This is a genomic window from Pantoea cypripedii (assembly GCF_011395035.1).
Lineage (GTDB): Bacteria > Pseudomonadota > Gammaproteobacteria > Enterobacterales > Enterobacteriaceae > Pantoea > Pantoea cypripedii_A.
Genome location: NZ_CP024769.1, coordinates 656539 through 673350 on the forward strand (window position 1 = coordinate 656539; position 16812 = coordinate 673350).

Annotated in this window: 17 protein-coding genes; 13 read left to right on the forward strand and 4 right to left on the reverse strand. The window is 49.1% G+C overall.

Going from position 1 to position 16812, the window contains the following annotated elements; genetic code table 11:
- Positions 1-118: 118 nt before the first annotated feature.
- A complete protein-coding gene (locus CUN67_RS23255) occupies positions 119-712 on the forward strand; it encodes a MerR family transcriptional regulator (protein WP_208717823.1) in 594 nt (197 codons plus the stop codon).
- Positions 713-762: 50 nt separating this feature from the next.
- Here the strand turns inward: CUN67_RS23255 and CUN67_RS23260 are convergent, their stop codons facing one another.
- Positions 763-1239: a nucleoside deaminase gene (locus tag CUN67_RS23260; protein WP_208717824.1), complete on the reverse strand. Its 477-nt coding sequence runs from the start codon at positions 1237-1239 to the stop codon at positions 763-765.
- Complete coding sequence (locus CUN67_RS23265) at positions 1229-2554, reverse strand: nucleobase:cation symporter-2 family protein (protein WP_208717825.1); 1326 nt, start codon at positions 2552-2554, stop codon at positions 1229-1231. The genes CUN67_RS23260 and CUN67_RS23265 overlap by 11 nt, the downstream gene beginning before the upstream one ends.
- 136 nt (positions 2555-2690) lie before the next feature.
- Between CUN67_RS23265 and CUN67_RS23270 the strand changes: the two genes are divergently transcribed.
- The 8 genes from CUN67_RS23270 (at position 2691) to CUN67_RS23305 (ending at position 11431) form a co-directional block, all read left to right on the forward strand.
- The gene (locus tag CUN67_RS23270; protein ID WP_254711420.1) at positions 2691-3581 is read left to right on the forward strand and encodes a LysR family transcriptional regulator; all 891 of its coding nucleotides are present in this window, start codon (positions 2691-2693) and stop codon (positions 3579-3581) included.
- A 584-nt stretch (positions 3582-4165) separates the two neighbouring features.
- Positions 4166-4780, forward strand: coding sequence for a LuxR family transcriptional regulator (locus CUN67_RS30445; protein ID WP_254711421.1), 615 nt, complete (start codon positions 4166-4168; stop codon positions 4778-4780).
- A 21-nt stretch (positions 4781-4801) separates the two neighbouring features.
- The gene (locus CUN67_RS23280; RefSeq protein WP_208717827.1) at positions 4802-5347 is read left to right on the forward strand and encodes a fimbrial protein; all 546 of its coding nucleotides are present in this window, start codon (positions 4802-4804) and stop codon (positions 5345-5347) included.
- A 58-nt stretch (positions 5348-5405) separates the two neighbouring features.
- Complete coding sequence (locus tag CUN67_RS23285; protein ID WP_208717828.1) at positions 5406-6170, forward strand: fimbria/pilus periplasmic chaperone; 765 nt, start codon at positions 5406-5408, stop codon at positions 6168-6170.
- Positions 6142-8709, forward strand: a complete 2568-nt coding sequence (locus CUN67_RS23290; protein ID WP_439332287.1) for a fimbrial outer membrane usher protein — start codon at positions 6142-6144, stop codon at positions 8707-8709. Before CUN67_RS23285 ends, CUN67_RS23290 begins: the two co-directional genes overlap by 29 nt.
- On the forward strand, positions 8663-10042 hold the full coding sequence (stbD, locus tag CUN67_RS23295; protein ID WP_208717829.1) for a fimbrial usher protein StbD: 1380 nt from the start codon (positions 8663-8665) through the stop codon (positions 10040-10042). The genes CUN67_RS23290 and stbD overlap by 47 nt, the downstream gene beginning before the upstream one ends.
- A gap of 16 nt (positions 10043-10058) precedes the next feature.
- Positions 10059-10733, forward strand: a complete 675-nt coding sequence (locus tag CUN67_RS23300; protein WP_254711422.1) for a fimbrial assembly chaperone — start codon at positions 10059-10061, stop codon at positions 10731-10733.
- Positions 10734-11263: 530 nt separating this feature from the next.
- On the forward strand, positions 11264-11431 hold the full coding sequence (locus CUN67_RS23305; protein WP_208717831.1) for a general stress protein: 168 nt from the start codon (positions 11264-11266) through the stop codon (positions 11429-11431).
- A 652-nt stretch (positions 11432-12083) separates the two neighbouring features.
- Here CUN67_RS23305 and CUN67_RS23310 read toward each other — a convergent pair.
- The gene (locus CUN67_RS23310) at positions 12084-12878 is read right to left on the reverse strand and encodes a carboxymuconolactone decarboxylase family protein (RefSeq protein WP_208717832.1); all 795 of its coding nucleotides are present in this window, start codon (positions 12876-12878) and stop codon (positions 12084-12086) included.
- An 86-nt stretch (positions 12879-12964) separates the two neighbouring features.
- Between CUN67_RS23310 and CUN67_RS23315 the strand changes: the two genes are divergently transcribed.
- Complete coding sequence (locus CUN67_RS23315) at positions 12965-13858, forward strand: LysR family transcriptional regulator (RefSeq protein WP_208717833.1); 894 nt, start codon at positions 12965-12967, stop codon at positions 13856-13858.
- A 44-nt stretch (positions 13859-13902) separates the two neighbouring features.
- Here the strand turns inward: CUN67_RS23315 and bdcA are convergent, their stop codons facing one another.
- Entirely contained in the window at positions 13903-14616 is a 714-nt protein-coding gene (gene bdcA / locus CUN67_RS23320) for an SDR family oxidoreductase (protein ID WP_208717834.1), read from the reverse strand.
- Between the two features lie 212 nt (positions 14617-14828).
- Here bdcA and CUN67_RS23325 point away from each other — a divergent pair, with 212 nt between their 5' ends.
- The 3 genes from CUN67_RS23325 (at position 14829) to msrA (ending at position 16475) form a co-directional block, all read left to right on the forward strand.
- A complete protein-coding gene (locus tag CUN67_RS23325) occupies positions 14829-15071 on the forward strand; it encodes a ParD-like family protein (RefSeq protein ID WP_208717835.1) in 243 nt (80 codons plus the stop codon).
- On the forward strand, positions 15071-15856 hold the full coding sequence (gene map / locus CUN67_RS23330; protein ID WP_208717836.1) for a type I methionyl aminopeptidase: 786 nt from the start codon (positions 15071-15073) through the stop codon (positions 15854-15856). Before CUN67_RS23325 ends, map begins: the two co-directional genes overlap by 1 nt.
- Before the next feature lie 76 nt (positions 15857-15932).
- Positions 15933-16475, forward strand: a complete 543-nt coding sequence (msrA, locus tag CUN67_RS23335) for a peptide-methionine (S)-S-oxide reductase MsrA (protein WP_208717837.1) — start codon at positions 15933-15935, stop codon at positions 16473-16475.
- The last annotated feature ends 337 nt before the right edge of the window (positions 16476-16812 follow it).

Sequence of the window (16812 nt, forward strand, 5' to 3'; positions counted from 1 at the left end):
GAAAATATTATACCTCTTAATAGGTAAGATGATCGCGATCAATTCACCGATAAATCAGCAAAGCATTATAGGAGGCATGTTGAAGTTCTGTTTATAGTTCCCACGGAGAGTGCGCAATATGCGATATACAACAGATGAAGTGTACCAATTAACCCACCTTAGCCCTGAGGTTTTACGCAACTGGCATAGAAATCGCCTGATAAAAATAGATTTAACACAACAGATTAGCGATGCCTGCCTTAATGATATTCGTGTAATTAAAGCACTGACATCCTCTGGTGATACGCTGGAGGAAATCAAACAACTTCTCGATGATTCATGGAATTACCGACCCAGCGGCTGGCCTGTGCGATGGGGGGAACTGCGGGCAGTAATAGACAATCTTAGCCGCTTCGCTATTTATGCTCACCTGAGAAAACTGGCCAGAACTTATTGCTTTTATGACTTAACTAAATATTTATTTATCCCGTTGATTCATCAGACCGATGCAGAAATAAATCATCAGGATAACCACCATTTTGCCATCGCAACAATCAGAGAGCTGGCCTGTATTACCGCATACCCCGGTACAGTACAGAAAAGATTGAAATCATTACAGCAACCGGTATTTTCATTTCACGGTAGCCTGGGAATAAAAACAAATGAGTTTAATTCTCGCCGGGTTAAAAATCCTGGCACAGTTAATCGTGTGACGACTGTGTTACCGGGCTAAGGGTATGATATTTAGCCTAAGAAGGAGGTTCCACCGAACCTCCTTGTCATTTATCTTTTCTGCCAGAATGATTGTTGCAGGCCAAAAATTTCAGGCTCCAGCGCCGGAATCGGCCCAATCAGGCTCACGTCTTTTTGCCCGCGGGCAAAAACCTCGATCGCTGCCAGGCTCATGGTCGGGTTCTCCTCATGGCTGCCGGTGCACTCCAGTAAGCGCGCTTCACTCATGCCATACACCACTCGCCCGATATTGGCCCAATAGATGGTCCCGGCGCACATACAACAGGGTTCAACCGCAGTATACAGCGTGCATTGCCACAAATACTCCGGCGGAAAATTCGTCGCGGCATTGCGTGCCAGCGTCGATTCCGCATGATTAACGCTATCGATGTTGCATTGCGTCAGTAGCACGGTTTTATTGTCCGGTGCCACCAGCACCGCCCCAAACGGATGTTTACCCAGCGCAATCGCACGTCTACCCACCTCATTGGATAAGCGGATAAATTCAATATCATAGTCATTCAGCATGGGTGCGCTCCGTTTGCGAGGAATGGCGATTCAGCACGGCATTCAATAGCACGGCAGTGAAGCCGCCAAGGAAAATACCGCTGTCAAAGATCAGTTTTAAGGAAGGCGGCAGCGCATGGAAAATCGCCGGGAATGCCATCGGAACGATCCCCACCGCAATCGGGACCGCAATGATTAATATGTTCTTTTCACTATTAAAATCGGTGTTCTTCAACTCCTGAATTCCGGCACTGATGGTCATACCAAACATCAGGATCCCTACCCCACCCAGCACCGGACTGGGGATGGCAGCAACGATTGCCCCCAGCTTAGGGAACACGCCAAGGCCCACCAAAATGGCGCCCGCAGCAATCAGCACCAGACGACTGGTCACTTTTGTCAGCATGATCAGCCCGGCATTTTGCGAAAACGCATTGTAGGGAAAGCTGTTCAGGCAGCCACCGAGCATCGTGGACAACCCATCAGCGCGAATCGCATCCGCCAGACGGCGTGAAGTCGTCGGCTGGCCAATCAATTTGTCGATTAACAGCACATTGCCCGTGGTTTCCGTCATCACAATCAGCATTGAGAGGCACATCACCAGTATCGGCGCAAAATGGAACTCGGGCAGGCCAAAGGCGAATGGCATACTCAAGCCCACCCATCCCGCGCTGGTTACCGCAGAAAAGTGGGCCATGCCGGCCAGATAAGCCAGGGCTGAACCGCAAAACAAGCCAAAAAGAATACTGAAATTACGTATCACTCCACGCGTCATGCAGTAGAAAATCAGGGTGATAATCAGGGTTCCGGCACCGAGCAGCAGCTTATCGATGCTGGCAAAATCAGGCGCATCGGGATTACCGCCCCCCAGCCAAATCGCGGCGGCGGGCATCAGCGAAATGCCAATCAGGGTAATCACGCAACCAATCACCACCGGCGGGAAAAACCTCACCAGCTGGCTGAAAATCGGTGCCATCAGCAAGGTAAAGAAGCCACAGGCAATCGCGGCACCAAATACCGAGGTGATGCCATATTGCTGTCCGACCATCAGCATCGGCCCCAGTACCACAAAAGAGCACCCCTGAATCAAAGGCAGGCGCGCACCGAAACGCCCTATGCCCATCGACTGCAAAATAGTGGCTAACCCCGATGTCAGCAAACAGGCGTTAATCAACACGATGGTTTCGCTGCCCGACAGTTTCAACACCGATGCCAGGATCAGTGGAACCGTCACGGTGCCTGCATACATGACCAATACATGCTGGAATCCCAGCGTCAAAATACGTTTTAAGGTCAACGGGTTATCCGCCCGCCCGGTATTTAACACGCTTTCCATACTGCCCCCTGAAAAATGAAAACGTTGACTGAACGACCGATCGACTATATGTAATTAAAAATGGCAACCGATAATCAGCTGTTTTCAATAAAACTGAAAGATGAGGGATTACGTGAAGTATTCATTGGATCAACTTATGACCTTCGAGCAAGTCGCCAGGTCAGGTTCATTTTCAGCGGCAGCCCGCGTGATGAAGCGTTCACAGTCTTCGGTCAATATGGCGATGAGCAATCTTGAGGACGAGTTCAACCTCAGCCTGTTTGTTCGCACGCCGCGCCAGATAAGCCTGACCCCGGAAGGCAACACCTTGCGTGAATATGTCAAAACCGTGCTGGAGCAATGCAATGCTCTGGAGCAGCGTGTCAGTGCCTTCAACATTGAAACCGAAGCGCATGTCAGCCTGGCGATCGAAGTTCCTTATAAGACGGTCGCCGCCGTTCTATACGAATTTGCTATGCAATTCCCGCAAGTAGATATCCATGTCCGCGAACCCTTTCAGGGTGATGTGGAAGCGATGGTGCGGAAAAATGAAGTGGATGTCGGTATCTCCATGTCGCGTCCGGTGGACAGCGATGCCATCGAATTCGTCCAGTTAGGCAAGCTGATCATGGTGCATGTGGTCAGTTCAGAACATCCGTTAGCGAAATGTCTACCGGTGTCATTTGCCGATTTGCACCGCTGGCGACATATCACCTTTGGCGCACAACAGAAAACCATCCCCAGCACCGAATATCTCGGCAGCCCGCTGATCTGGCGTGTAGAGAGTTACAACGCGATGATCGATGCGACCCTTGCCGGGCTCGGCTGGGCCTCAGTTCCCCGGATATTTGTTCAGCGTGAACTGGAGGAAGGCATACTGACCGAGCTACGGCAAAAAGAGTATCCCCATACTGACTGGATTGTCGGAGTAGATCTGTTGTGGTCGCGAAAAAAACGCGCCGGACGGGCCATGAATTGGTTAATTGATCGTTTACTTAAAAATAAAATTTTTGAAAGGGATCATGCCGGAAATAGTACTACGCTTTGAGGGGAACCCACGCTATTTACCCTCCACCGCCACCTTCATTACACTTTTAGATAAAAAGGCTAAGGCAAATTCACACAATCACTCAACATTAACGGGCTGACATGGCTATTTTTTTGTTTTTAATCAACGATTTCAAAAAAATAATTACGATAGACTTCATAAAACAAAAGCCCTATTTCCTTCAAAAACCTCTGAATAAGTCATATGGGAGAGGTTAATTATTTTATTTATCATTGAGATACGCCTCCCCACAATTAAGTAACTCGCCAAAATGTTTCATCAGGTAGAACGAAACCTCGGAAAAAACTTTAGCAAATAATGCGATTTTTTTATTGACCAAAACTTCAATTTCCCCGGAAATATCCTATACAACTCAGAATTATCCTACCCAATTAGAGTTATGTACTCTTTTAGATAAAGCTTAAATTACGAAAACTCAATAACATCTCGCATTAAATGCTGACGGCGATTTTTAAGAATTTTCCCAGGCCACAAAAAACACAACTTATTTTAACTCATTGAATAAGAAGGATTAAAACCTTAGGATTGTCTCAACTCTCTTACGAAGCGGTCGAGATCAGCTTATGAAGAACATAACCAGAGAGGACATTTGCTGCGTCAGTTGTAAGTTTGGTTGTCAGCTTACAGGCGAAGCAACAGACCTGCTTAACCGGTGTCCCCTGCAAAAGATAGCCGTATGGCCGGGTAGAAATTACTTCATGACCAAAGGGGTGCTTTCAATTGTTAGTGGCCGATACGAAAGCGTATTTTGCAGAGGGTGTGTATTTGTTGATTTTTCAGCAAGGAACCTGCGTTATTTCACCAATAGAAATTGGATAGATTATCTCAGGTTGACAAAGCTGAATATTATTCTGATCTCCGACTCCCCTATGGAGGCACTTGCCCTTTATTGGAAAAGAGAAGATCAGGCAATCAGCACCGTAATCACTGGTCAGGAAAGTCTTGAAGAAATCAAGAAGTCAATCAATTACTCCTATTACGGTATCAAGGGAGGGGGAAAGTATAAAGGAAATCCGTTAAGCAAAGATGAGGTCAGATTTCTCGATCTGGTCGTTAATGATCGATCACTCATTTCGATTTCCAGAGAATTGATGGTCGAGGTCAAGAAAATTTATAACATGAAAGACTCTATCCGGAGAAAGACCGGACTCAGTCTTAACAAGCTTCTTTCAAGATAATAGAGATAAAGGAACTATTCGATGACTAACAAAGTAACGAAAACATGTTTGTCACTGATCATTAGCGCAAGCCTGGTTTCGGGTTTTGCGTACTCAGCCTCTGACAACACCATCAGTTTCCAGGGCGAAGTCACCGCTGAGACATGCTCCGTCACAGTCAATGGCAACACAACATCACCGGTTGTATTGATGCCGACGGTAAGTACCACGGATTTATCGGCCAGCGGTGATACTGCTGGTGCAACCACTTTCACCATGGGCCTGACGGGTTGTACCGGGGACTCAACAGCCTCAACCACCGTATCAACCGTCTTTGTTGGCAATAACGTCAGTTCAACAGGCAACCTGACCAACACCGGAACCGCGGGAAATGTTGAGGTTCAGCTTCTGGACCCGCAAGACGCGGTGATTGACCTGACTGATGGATACACCGCCAGCGGCGACCTCACCCTGGCGTCGGGCGAAACCGAATCCAGCGCCAACTATAACGTCCAATATTACGCTACAGGCGTGCCAACAGCAGGTACGGTTGTCGCTTCACTCCAGTATGCAGTGAGCTATCAGTAATATTTTCTGGTGCGTATCGGTTACAGGATACGCACTTTTTCTATTTGAGAATCCAGGTATGTTTGTAAGTCGTCATCTCTCGCTATTAAAAACAGTTCTGACCATTTTATTGTTGTCATACTTTATTTCAGCAACGGCTGAAGCCAGCGTCACCATTCAGGGAAGTCGTATTATTTATCCGGCTAATGCTAAGTCAGTTGATGTTCAGTTAAAAAATAACGACAACCTGCCTTATGTCATGCAGACATGGTTTGATGACGGTGATATCGACTCCCGACCGGAACAGACAGCTAAGACGCCGTTTATTGTCACGCCACCGGTATTTCGTATTCAACCTAAATCAGGTCAAATCGTTCGGGTGATATTCAGTGGCAATCAATCTCTGCCTCAGGATAGAGAATCCGTTTTCTGGTTTAACGTCTTGCAAATCCCACCGACAAATCTGGCAGGTGCGACACAACAAAATGCGATGATGGTGATGTTACGCAATCGTATCAAGATCTTCTACCGCCCTGCTGCTATCGGTAAGCCGGGCAATATTTTAGACGGACTTAAAATTCGCCATATCAGGGACAGCAAAAAAGGCCATGGTCTTGAGATTGATAATCCACAACCGTGGCATGCCTCGCTTGTTACTGTATCGCTGAAAATTTCAGGTCAGACATTTCAAGCCCGACCGGACATGGTCGCACCATTTTCTAAACAAACATTTTGGTTTCCGGCTTCAGGAAAGCACTTGCAGGGCGCAGGTGTGGCATCACTAGCCGCTATTAATGATCAGGGAGCAAGGATAAGTGAAAATTATACGGTTGAAGTGCAGTAACGTTAAATTCACTTTTTTCGCTTTGACTATTTCCACGTATTTGCCAGCCAAAGGTTTTTGTGATGAATATTATTTTGATTCATCACTCTTCAAAGGCTCGGCTTTTGGCCAGAATCTCGAAAAATTTAATGAGAGCAGCACGCCTGCGGGAAACTATTTGGTCGATATTTATCTGAACAATCAATTGATCAAATCCGGCGTTAAGATTAATTTCCCGGTAGTGAATAGCGGAGAAAAATCTGAGCCTTGCATTCCTGATTCCATCGCTAAGTTAATGCAAATCAAATCAATGCCTGATGACAAAAACGGCGAACAGTGCCATCCCCTTGCGTGGTGGGTGAAGACCGGAAAGTGGGAATTTGACCAGTCCTCCCTGCGCCTGCAGTTTATGATTCCAATGGCCGATCTCCAGCGGACACCCAGAGGATATATTCCCGCTGCTGAGTGGGATGATGGGATGACGGCATTATTTATTCGCCATAACACCAACTATACCTGGACGGAAAATCCGGGTACCGGTTACAGCTATCAATATCTCTGGAGCGGCATTACCGCGGGCACCAATATTGCCAACTGGCAATTTCGTCACCAGGGAAACTTACGCTATCTCCAGACCAGCAGCAGCGGCAGTAGCTATCGCTACAATGCGGTGAAAACCTGGGTCCAGCATCCACTGGAAAGTATCAATAGCCTGATGTCAATTGGCGACAACTACACCGAAAGTTCACTTTTCGGCAGCCTGTCCTTTAATGGTATCAAACTGGCGACTGATGAACGCATGTGGCCTCAGGGTCGACGAGGCTATGCACCTGAAGTGCGGGGGGTCGCGTCATCAAATGCCCGTGTGGTGGTTAAACAGTTAAACAAAGTGATCTATGAGACCACAGTTCCGCCCGGTCCCTTTGTCATCAACGATCTGTATAACACCCGCAGCCAGGGCGATCTTGAAGTTGAAGTGATTGAAGCTAACGGTAAAACCTCGACTTTTACCGTGCCCTACTCCTCCGTTCCGGATTCAGTTCGTCCCGGAAACTGGCGTTACTCCCTCGCTCTGGGTCGGGTAAGACAATATTACTCGGTGCAGAATGAGTTCTTTGAAGGGATTCTGCAGAAAGGTATCAGCAACCGACTGACCGCAACCGCGGGTTCACGGCTGGCCAAAGACTACCAGGCATGGTTGTTGGGTGGCGTGCTGGCAACCGAAGCGGGTGCGCTGGGTATTAACACCACTTTCTCCGATGCTAAAGCCGAGCAAAATAAAAATGTCACCGGCTGGCGTGCCGAAGTCAGCTACAGCAAAACATTCCAGACCGGGACCAACCTGGTGCTGGCCGCTTACCGTTACTCCACCAGTGGCTTCAGGGACCTCGAAGATGTGTTGGGCGTCAGACGCCAGAACCAATCAGGCGTCAGCTACTATTCAGATACCTTGCACCAGCGAAATCGCCTGTCGGCCACCCTCAGCCAGTCTTTTGATGATCTCGGGATGATTAGCCTGAGCGCCAGTACAGCAGATTACTATAATAATCAGTCACGTATTACGCAGTTGCAGATGGGATACAGCAATACCTGGAAAAAAATTAGCTATAGCGTCAATGTCGCACGGCAACGCACATCCTATAACTACGATCGCTACAATGTTAGCGTCAATGATTCCGATGATGACTCCAGCAAACAGAAATATACGGAAAATACCGTCTCTCTGAATATCTCTATTCCACTTAACTGGGGTAACAACCTGTCGTCAGTGGCGTACAACTATAACCAATCGAAGGAAACTCGCTCCTCAACCGTTTCATTAAGCGGTTCTGCCGGACAAAACCGCGACTTGAGCTATTCAGTCTATGCAGGTACCGATCAGGATCGGTCAGACGGCAACAGCAGTTCCACCACCTTTGGTGGCAGTATTCAGCAGAATACGCGCGTGGGTAACTTCCGTGCCAATTATGGTCAGGGAAGTAACTATAGGCAGGCAGGCCTGGGGGCATCAGGAACCATCCTGATTCATAGCGGTGGGGTCACCCTCGGTCCTTACACCAGCGATACCTTTGCCTTAATCCATGCTGATGGTGCTCAGGGTGCAGCAGTGCACAATGGTCAGGGCGCGGTAGTCGATAGCTTTGGCTACGCCATTCTGCCCTCGCTGACACCTTATCGTGCCAATACGGTCAGTCTCGATACGCTGAATATGAGTTCCGATGCCGAACTGAGTGGCGGTAGCCAACGTGTTGTGCCCTATGCCGGAGCAGTGGCGAAAATTAACTTCGCCACCATCAAAGGTAAAGCCGTGTTAATTAATCTGACTATGCGTAATGGTGAAGTTCCGCCGATGGGCGCTGAAGTTCGTGATGCTGATAATACCTTAATTGGTGTTGTTGGTCAGGGCGGACAGTTATATGCCCGCGTGCCCCATGATTCCGGCACATTAAAAGTGAACTGGGACAGCTCAGCCAATAGCATCTGTTACGTCAATTATCAGATTACAGGACGTGATGACGAAGGAATTATTCACCTCAATAGCTCATGCAGCAAGGAATAACCCTGTGCGTTTAAAAATTTATTTCCCCATATTATTTATTTTGTACTTTATTAGCTTCTCCATACAGGCGAGTTGCACCAAAATCACCAGTTCATCTTCCTTATCTTCTGCCGCAATTGCGGCAGGCTATACGGCTACTTCGTGGACGGGTGCCTGTGATACCTGCAACGGCAACATGGGGTTGCCCGCAGTAGTCAGTATCAACAGCGGCAGCTCATTCCAGGCTTCGGGGACATTACTGGCGAGTGCTGTAGGTAACTTCCTGACGGCTGCCAGTAATACCGCGTACACAGCCAATCAGATTTTATATCGCTGTGATGTGGCAGACGCCGATAGTTTGTATGAAATGTATGCGACAAATGGCGATGATGCCTACACCGGAAAATATACCACGTCTGAAGTCGATGGTGCTTATTACGACCAGGCCAAAAATGTTGCTGTGCGCATGACTAACCTCAGCACCGGTGAATATTACAGCCGTTACTGGAAACAAAGGCAATTAACGTCCGATGATTGGTACTCCGATGGGACTTATATATACATACCCGCCAGCGCCTTCAGTAATGTGCTGTATGAAATGTTTAAGATTGACTCTACGACGTATTATGCTAACTCCGATAACTATTGGCTTGATTCCAGGAGCCAGCCGAGGGGATATATTGCGTTTAAAGGCCCGGGACTGGATACCAATAGCCTGACGGTAGGAATGGATAGCGCCAGCTATTATTATGGCTGGTATGGCAACTGGCCAGGCACCTGGAGCACCTACAGTGACGTGACTTATGTGCGTGGCGCGTTGTGCGAGGTCAAAGATTATCCTTCCGTGGTCCTTTTGCCTACGGTCAGTATCAGTACACTTTCGGCCGGTGGCAGCAGCCAGGCCCCCTTCTCCGTCAGTATTGAGTGTGAATCAGGCGCGATTTCAAGCACCAGTACATCCTCCTCAAGTTCTGCAAATGTCGCGATGGGTTTTTTAGTTAACCAATCAAACGCTGTCACCCAGGCAACGAATCTGGGCCTGGTCACGTCTGGCGGCGGGCTAACCTGGTTGCTTGATACCAATTATGGCAGCAGCGGCGTGGCATCTGGCGTAGGAATCAAAATTTATAACAGTAGCGGCACCGCAATAAACCTGCTGCCTGACCTCGCCAGCACCGGAACAGGAAATACCCGTGGCTGGTATGCCTATAAAGATCTCACTACGTTGGTTTCATCAGACTCCACCAGCATCTATAGCGGGGATTTCACCGCTTCTCTTGAAGCCATCGATGGGCAAACTATTACAGCAGGAACAGTCAATGCGCAATTGCAAGTTGTCATCAGCTTTCAGTAAGACAATGTTTTTAATAATGACGATGGCTAGTTTCAATGCCTCTGCGGTGGTCAATGTCGACAAAACGAGGGTTATTTTTAACGCTACGGCGAATATGCAGTCGATTAATTTAGTTAACAGCAGTGAAAGCCCAACCATTGTTCAGGTATGGACCGATGATGGCGACATCAATGCCTCGCCAGATCAAAGCAGAACACCGGTGATAGCCTTACCGCCTGTTATGAAGATGTTTCCTGGTGAACTCCGTTCATTGCGTCTGATGTTAACATCAAGGGGGTCTATTCCTGCTGACAGAGAAAGCCTCTATTGGCTGAATATTTATCAGATACCCTCGTTAAAAAACGATATGAGTAAAGTTGAGAAGAAGGTGGTGTTGCCCTTACGGATTCGGCTTAAGGTGTTTGTACGACCTGCGGGGCTTAATGCACCGCAGATTGCCGACCCGGCAAAAATCCAGTTTATGGCAAAAGACAGGCAGTTGATTGTAAAGAACCCGACTCCCTGGTACATGAGTATTAATGTCACCATTGGTCGTCACGATAATTTGAAAAATCTCCTTATTGAGCCCCAATCCCAGTTAGTCGTACCACTCAGCGAGGCGCTCCAAACGGGTGAGAAAGTTAAATATGACGTGATTGATGATAATGGTAACCCGGTAAATTACTCCGCAAACATTTTGCCTTTGGTGTAACTGCCAGCAGGGCTGTGCTGTGGCTGGCGCAGCTCTGTTTCACCAGGAGCCGGGGTCCAGACCAGGTGCCTTTTGTGATTGTTCTTTACCCGCGGGAGTTGTCAATGTGGCAGATTATTTAACATGGTTTCCTCCTTTATTTCAGGCGCAGCGACAACTCTAGTACACTCTGCTGAAAGTGCCAATTGAGTAACATCGACCTGCTTCCGATATATTCCCCTTCTTGTTAAGACAATTCTCAGAAATAATCCTCGCACACTCAGTGATGGAAAATGGAACCCACCTGTGTTTATGTAATTAATTAACTGCTAATGCCATGGGTTATTCACTAAAGGAAAATAATTTACAAACCAAATAATCCTTTACGACACATAACATTAAGCAACTCCGCTCAGTAAAACCTGCGAAAAAAATCATTTCATTTTACCCATCACTTGCATCAACGCAATATTGCATTACGATTAATCACGTAACACCCACGTGACGTGATTTTACCGTCATGTTATTTTTACTCATGAAAAGGAAATATTATGACTGAGCATAGAGGCGGTTCTGGAAATTTCTCTGACGATAAACAAAAATCATCTGAAAGTGGCAAAAAAGGCGGTCAGCATAGCGGCGGTAATTTTAAAAACGATCGTGATAAATCCTCAGACGCAGGTAAAAAAGGTGGTCAGCATAACCAGCGTGGCACCTGATTTTTGCCAGGCTGTCCAGGAATGACAGTTGCAGGGGCAAGGAAGCCCTGATGCGTAATGACCATAAAGCGTTAACATTAACTCCACTAGCGATGACTTTAATTTCAAATCAATCGACACAGCTGTGCCACACTATATAAAGAAAATAAATAGACGATTTGAATCAGTTTGTTAGGTCGCTCACCCCCCTCTCCATAAATTACACTTATCGTAACGAATAAATTTCAACGATTGGAATAATCCCCTGAAGTAATAATATGCCCTCAGGAACTCTGCTGGTTCCGTATTAAAGGTGCAGATTATACCACCCGGCTATGCGCCGGGTTTTTTATTAGTCGCACCCCCTCTTCTCTTAGTCAGCTGTTAAATTTTCTCACAGCGATCCTCTGTGCACAGATAACGTCTTCATAAAATGATGTTTTCCGTCGTCATGTAAGAATTATCTGATTAAAAAATTAATCATAACGGTCGATTTTCTTCGCTTAACATTATCTTTACATCTGATTACTCGTTGCTATTATAGCGACGCAAAGCAGACACACAGCAACGTGCTGCGAACGAGAGTTTTCCTGGTAGTAAATCTGCTGCATTTTAACCCGCTATTTGCGGGTTTTTTCTTTTTCACGATGTGAATGCCAGCCCGGAAGAGCGATTAATCGTTGTGTGTTGCATCGTTCAGACGACTAAAAATGTCCTTCGCCGCAAAGATGCCATTAAGGGCTGCCGGGAACCCCGCATAAACGGCCATCTGTTGTATGACTTCAGTAATCTCAACGGGCGTAGCACCCACATTAAGAGCAGCGCTGATATGCACTTTTAATTGCGGCTGAGCCGTGCCCAGCGCAGTCAGCATGGCAACAATGGCCAGCTCTTTCGTGCGATGATTGATCACCGTCCGGGACAAGATATCCCCGTATGAAAACTCAATCACAAACCGGGCCAGGTCCGGCGCTATCCCCATCAGACTTTGCGTAACATTTTTACCCGCTCCGGCACTGATGGCTTCCAGTGCCGCCATTCCCGTTGCGTAGCGGTTGTCAGAGGGAGCTTGCATGACTGGCTGAAAAGAGCAGCCACGATCGGCTAAAACGTCTTTAGCCACCAGTATGGCGTTCCCGGCGGCAGGAAAACCTGCAAAGACCGCACAGAGCATGATCACTTCAATGACAGCCTCAGGCTCACAGCCGACGTTCAGCGCTCCCGCAATATGATATCTGAGCTGTGGCTGCGCATTCCCCATTGCCGCCAGAGCCGCGACGGTACTCAACTGGCGGGTCTGCAAGTCAAGCTCGCTGCGTGACATGATTTCGCCATAGCAAAATTCAACGGTGAAACGGGCCAGATCCGGTGCGACATCTTTTAACTGATTCAGTGGGCCATCGTAGTCGGCTCCGCCTACCTGCTTTAACGTTGCCAGACCTGAATCATAACGAGTTGATGTTGACATAGTTCTCTCCTGAGATGATTGAGTGGACGAACTCTACAACCCGCGAAAGGATGTGGCGAATACCCTTTCTGTGATACCTTTTCGGTATGAATACTTCTATCGATCTTCGCCAGTTCCGCTACTTCCTTGCCGTCAGTGAGGAGCGTAACTTCGGGCGTGCTGCCCGGCGTCTGCATATTTCTCAGCCACCGCTCAGCAGACAAATCCGGCAATTAGAAGAACAGCTGGGTGTTGAATTATTTATCCGTACCGGGAGTGGCGTCACCCTGACCGCGGCAGGAGAAAAATTTCTTCCGGAAGTGAAACGCACGCTGGCACAGGCAGAAAAAGCGATTGCGGCGGCCCGATCGGCACAAGACGCGACTCAGGGAAAAATCGTTATTGGCTACACCACTGTTTTTGACAGAAGCGTATTTCCCGATGTTTTTTCCCGTTTTCAGCAGCGCTTTCCTCACTGGCAGCTGATCACCAAAAGCAATCACTCAATCAACCTGGTACGGGATATCCGCAACGGCATCATGGATGCGGCGTTTATTGGTTTGCATACTGAGATTGCGGGTCTGGCTGCAGAAGTCGTCCACCGGGAGTCAATGGTTGTAGCCCTGCCAGCCGGGCATTCCCTCGCGCGTAAACGCAAAGTTAGCTTCAGCGATCTCAGCCACGAGTCAATGTTTTGGTTTGAGCGACCGCTGAATCCCGGCTTTTACGATTATTGCCAGTCGTTCTTCGATAAAATCGCTTTCCGGCCAACGATGCTGCCAGAGCCGCCGGATCATCACATTCTGCTTGGATTGATTGCCGAGGGGAAAGGGTTCGCGCTGATTGCCTCCTCACTGAAGAATATTAAACGACAGGGGGTGGTGTTTCGCGAACTGAAACCGACACCCAGCACGCTGTCAATCGGTGTCAGCGTGGCGTTTCTCAAATCCAATACCTCGCCCGCCTTACAGGCATTGCTTGAGATGCTCAGAAGCGAGTGATAACGCCCGCCAGCGCGGGCGAATGTTCCCGCATCAGGGATAAATCAGGCACCAAATGCGCCGTCGATGGTATGCATTGCCCCGGTGACAAAGCCCGCTTCCGGGCCAGCCAGCCATGCGACCATCCCTGCAACTTCTTCAGGCCGCCCGTGGCGCTTAATCGCCATAAATCCGTGCATCAGATCTTTCAATGGTCCCTCCGCCGGGTTTGCATCCGTATCAACGGGGCCAGGCTGCACCACATTTATCGTAATACCCCGCGGGCCGAAATCACGCGCCAGTCCTCGTGCCATCCCCTGCAGGGCGGACTTGCTCAGGGCGTACGACGCCATTCCGGGAACAGGCATGCGATCGCCATTCACCGAACCCATGATGATGATGCGTCCACCCTCTGGCATCTGACGTGCCGCTTCGACAGAGGCAAAATAAGGTGCATTGATATTGATACGAAACAGCCTTTCAACCTCGTCAGGATCCTGTTCTAACGCATCGCCGAAGGCGATGATGCCAGCATTAACCACCAGCACATCCAGCGGGCCACTGTCACGCACACGGGCAATCACGGCGTCGCGGTCGGCACTGTCAGTCTGGAAAGCCACGCTGCCCGTCGTTTCAGCAAGCTGTCTGGCCGCGTCTGGCGATCCGGCATAGGTGAAGCTGACGTTCGCGCCATCGGCACAAAAGCGCCGTACAATTGCCGCACCAATTCCCCGGCTGCCACCGAGCACCAGGACAGACTTACCTTTGAAATAAGACATGGGCACTCCTTAGTGATTTCAGGTAGCCACTATTGGCTACGATGCAGACAGTTTAGCTGACGTTCCTTGTAACAACGCGGCACGTTGTCCGACGAAAGCGAAATGTTGTGTTCTCCGCTTAACCTACGAACCAGCCAAAACTTTACCTTCCAAAATTAAGGCACCCGGCGTAACCTATATATAAACCATATACGTTTCATATAGGCCATGTGATGGGTATCGTAAAAATCTCCGATCTGATGCACGAGAATCTGCGCGTAGCGAGTACGGCGTTAAGCCGCTCGATCAACGCCCAGGCGGAGCATTGGATGAAAATCGGCATGCTGGCTGAACTCTATCCGCAGCTCAGTCATCAGGAACTGACCCGCCTGCTGATGCGGGTGGAAATCGACGGCGGCTCCGATCTGGCTAAGCTACTTAACACCTCTTTATTGACCCCGCAGGGAACCGCGTAATGAGCAACATCAAACTGCATTCACCACAGGAAATTGAACTGGCACGTGCCGCCGGTCATGACGCCGCCAAAGTGCTGGCAATGATCACCCCGTATGTAAAACCGGGCGTGACCACCGACGAACTGGATCGCATCTGCCACGATTTTATCGTTAACGAGTTAAAAGTGATTCCGGCCAACATCGGCTATCACGGGTATACCCGCACCACCTGTACTTCCGTCAATCATGTGGTGTGCCACGGCATTCCCGGCGAGAAGAAGTTGAAAGACGGCGATATCGTGAATATCGACGTGGCTATCATCAAAGATGGCTGGTATGGCGACACCAGCCGTATGTATTTCGTTGGTACGCCGTCAGTGCGCGCCAAACGTTTGGTAGAGATTACCTACGAATCGATGGTGGCGGGCATACGCGTAGTGAAACCGGGCGCTACGCTGGGTGATATTGGCGCGGCGATCCAGCAGATTGCGGAAAAAGCCGGGTTCTCCGTAGTACGTGAATATTGCGGTCATGGTGTCGGCGAAATTTATCATGGCGAACCGCAGGTGCTGCATTACGGCACCCCGGGCACCGGTCTGGCGCTGGAAGCAGGCATGATTTTCACCATCGAACCGATGATCAACGCCGGTAAAGCGGGCACCAGCGTGCTTTCCGATGGCTGGACCGTGGTGACAAAAGATCGCTCGCTGTCAGCGCAGTGGGAGCACACCGTGGCGGTGACGGAAACCGGGTTTGACCTGCTGACGCCATGGCCGGACGGTACCGGTGAATATCAGGCCATCTGACCTGGCTGACGATGGCGCTTTCTCTGCCAGTGATGTAGGGTAGCGCCATCATTTATTTCAGAGTCAGGATGTTAGCGTGAAAAGTGAAAGCGCGATTTTTGCCGGTGGCTGCTTCTGGTGCACCGAGGCGATTTTTCAGTCCATCGATGGTGTCATCTCAGTTGAAAGCGGTTATATCGGCGGCCATGTGGCCTCTCCGACCTATGACCAGGTGTATAGCGACACCACCGGCCATGCTGAAGCAGTCAGAATCGTGTTTGACGCCGATATCGTCAGCTACGATGACCTGCTGGATATCCATTTCGCGACTCATGATCCGAGCCAGCCGAATATCAAAGATGGCGTTGAGCGTTCTCGCTATCGCTCAGCGCTGTTCCCAACCTCAGAAGCACAGCGTACTGCTGCTGAACAGGGTATCGCGCGCACTGAGGCAGAAATCGGTAAGCCTCTGGTGACCACGCTTGAACCGCTGAGCGAATGGTATCCAGCCGAAGATTACCATCAGAACTTCTGGGAAAAAGAGGGCCAGGAAAATGCCTTCTGCATGATGAATATCCCCGCCAAACTGCAAAAACTGCGTAATAAATTCCCGAAGCAGGCAAAAGAAAACCCGATCTGACTTATCGCACGGAGTTTACCGGCTCCGTGCTCAACATTGCGCGATAAATCGCGCCGCTTGTATGTTTGGAGGGTCAGATTATGATTTCTCTGAAATCTGAACTGATAACCGGGAAGCCGCGCGCCGCTGGAAGCAGCTATCACAGTGACTTCGTCTGTAGAGTGGCTCCCGCCTCCTTGTCCAGGCCGAAGAGTACCAGGAAGCTTTCTCTCGCGAGACTGACTTCGCATCACAAGGCAGGCTGAACAATCTCTGATGACGAGGTCGGGAACCGGTTAACACTATACGCCATTTTGTTTTCCGGAGGCCATATGACCTGTTTTGTGGGAATTGATAT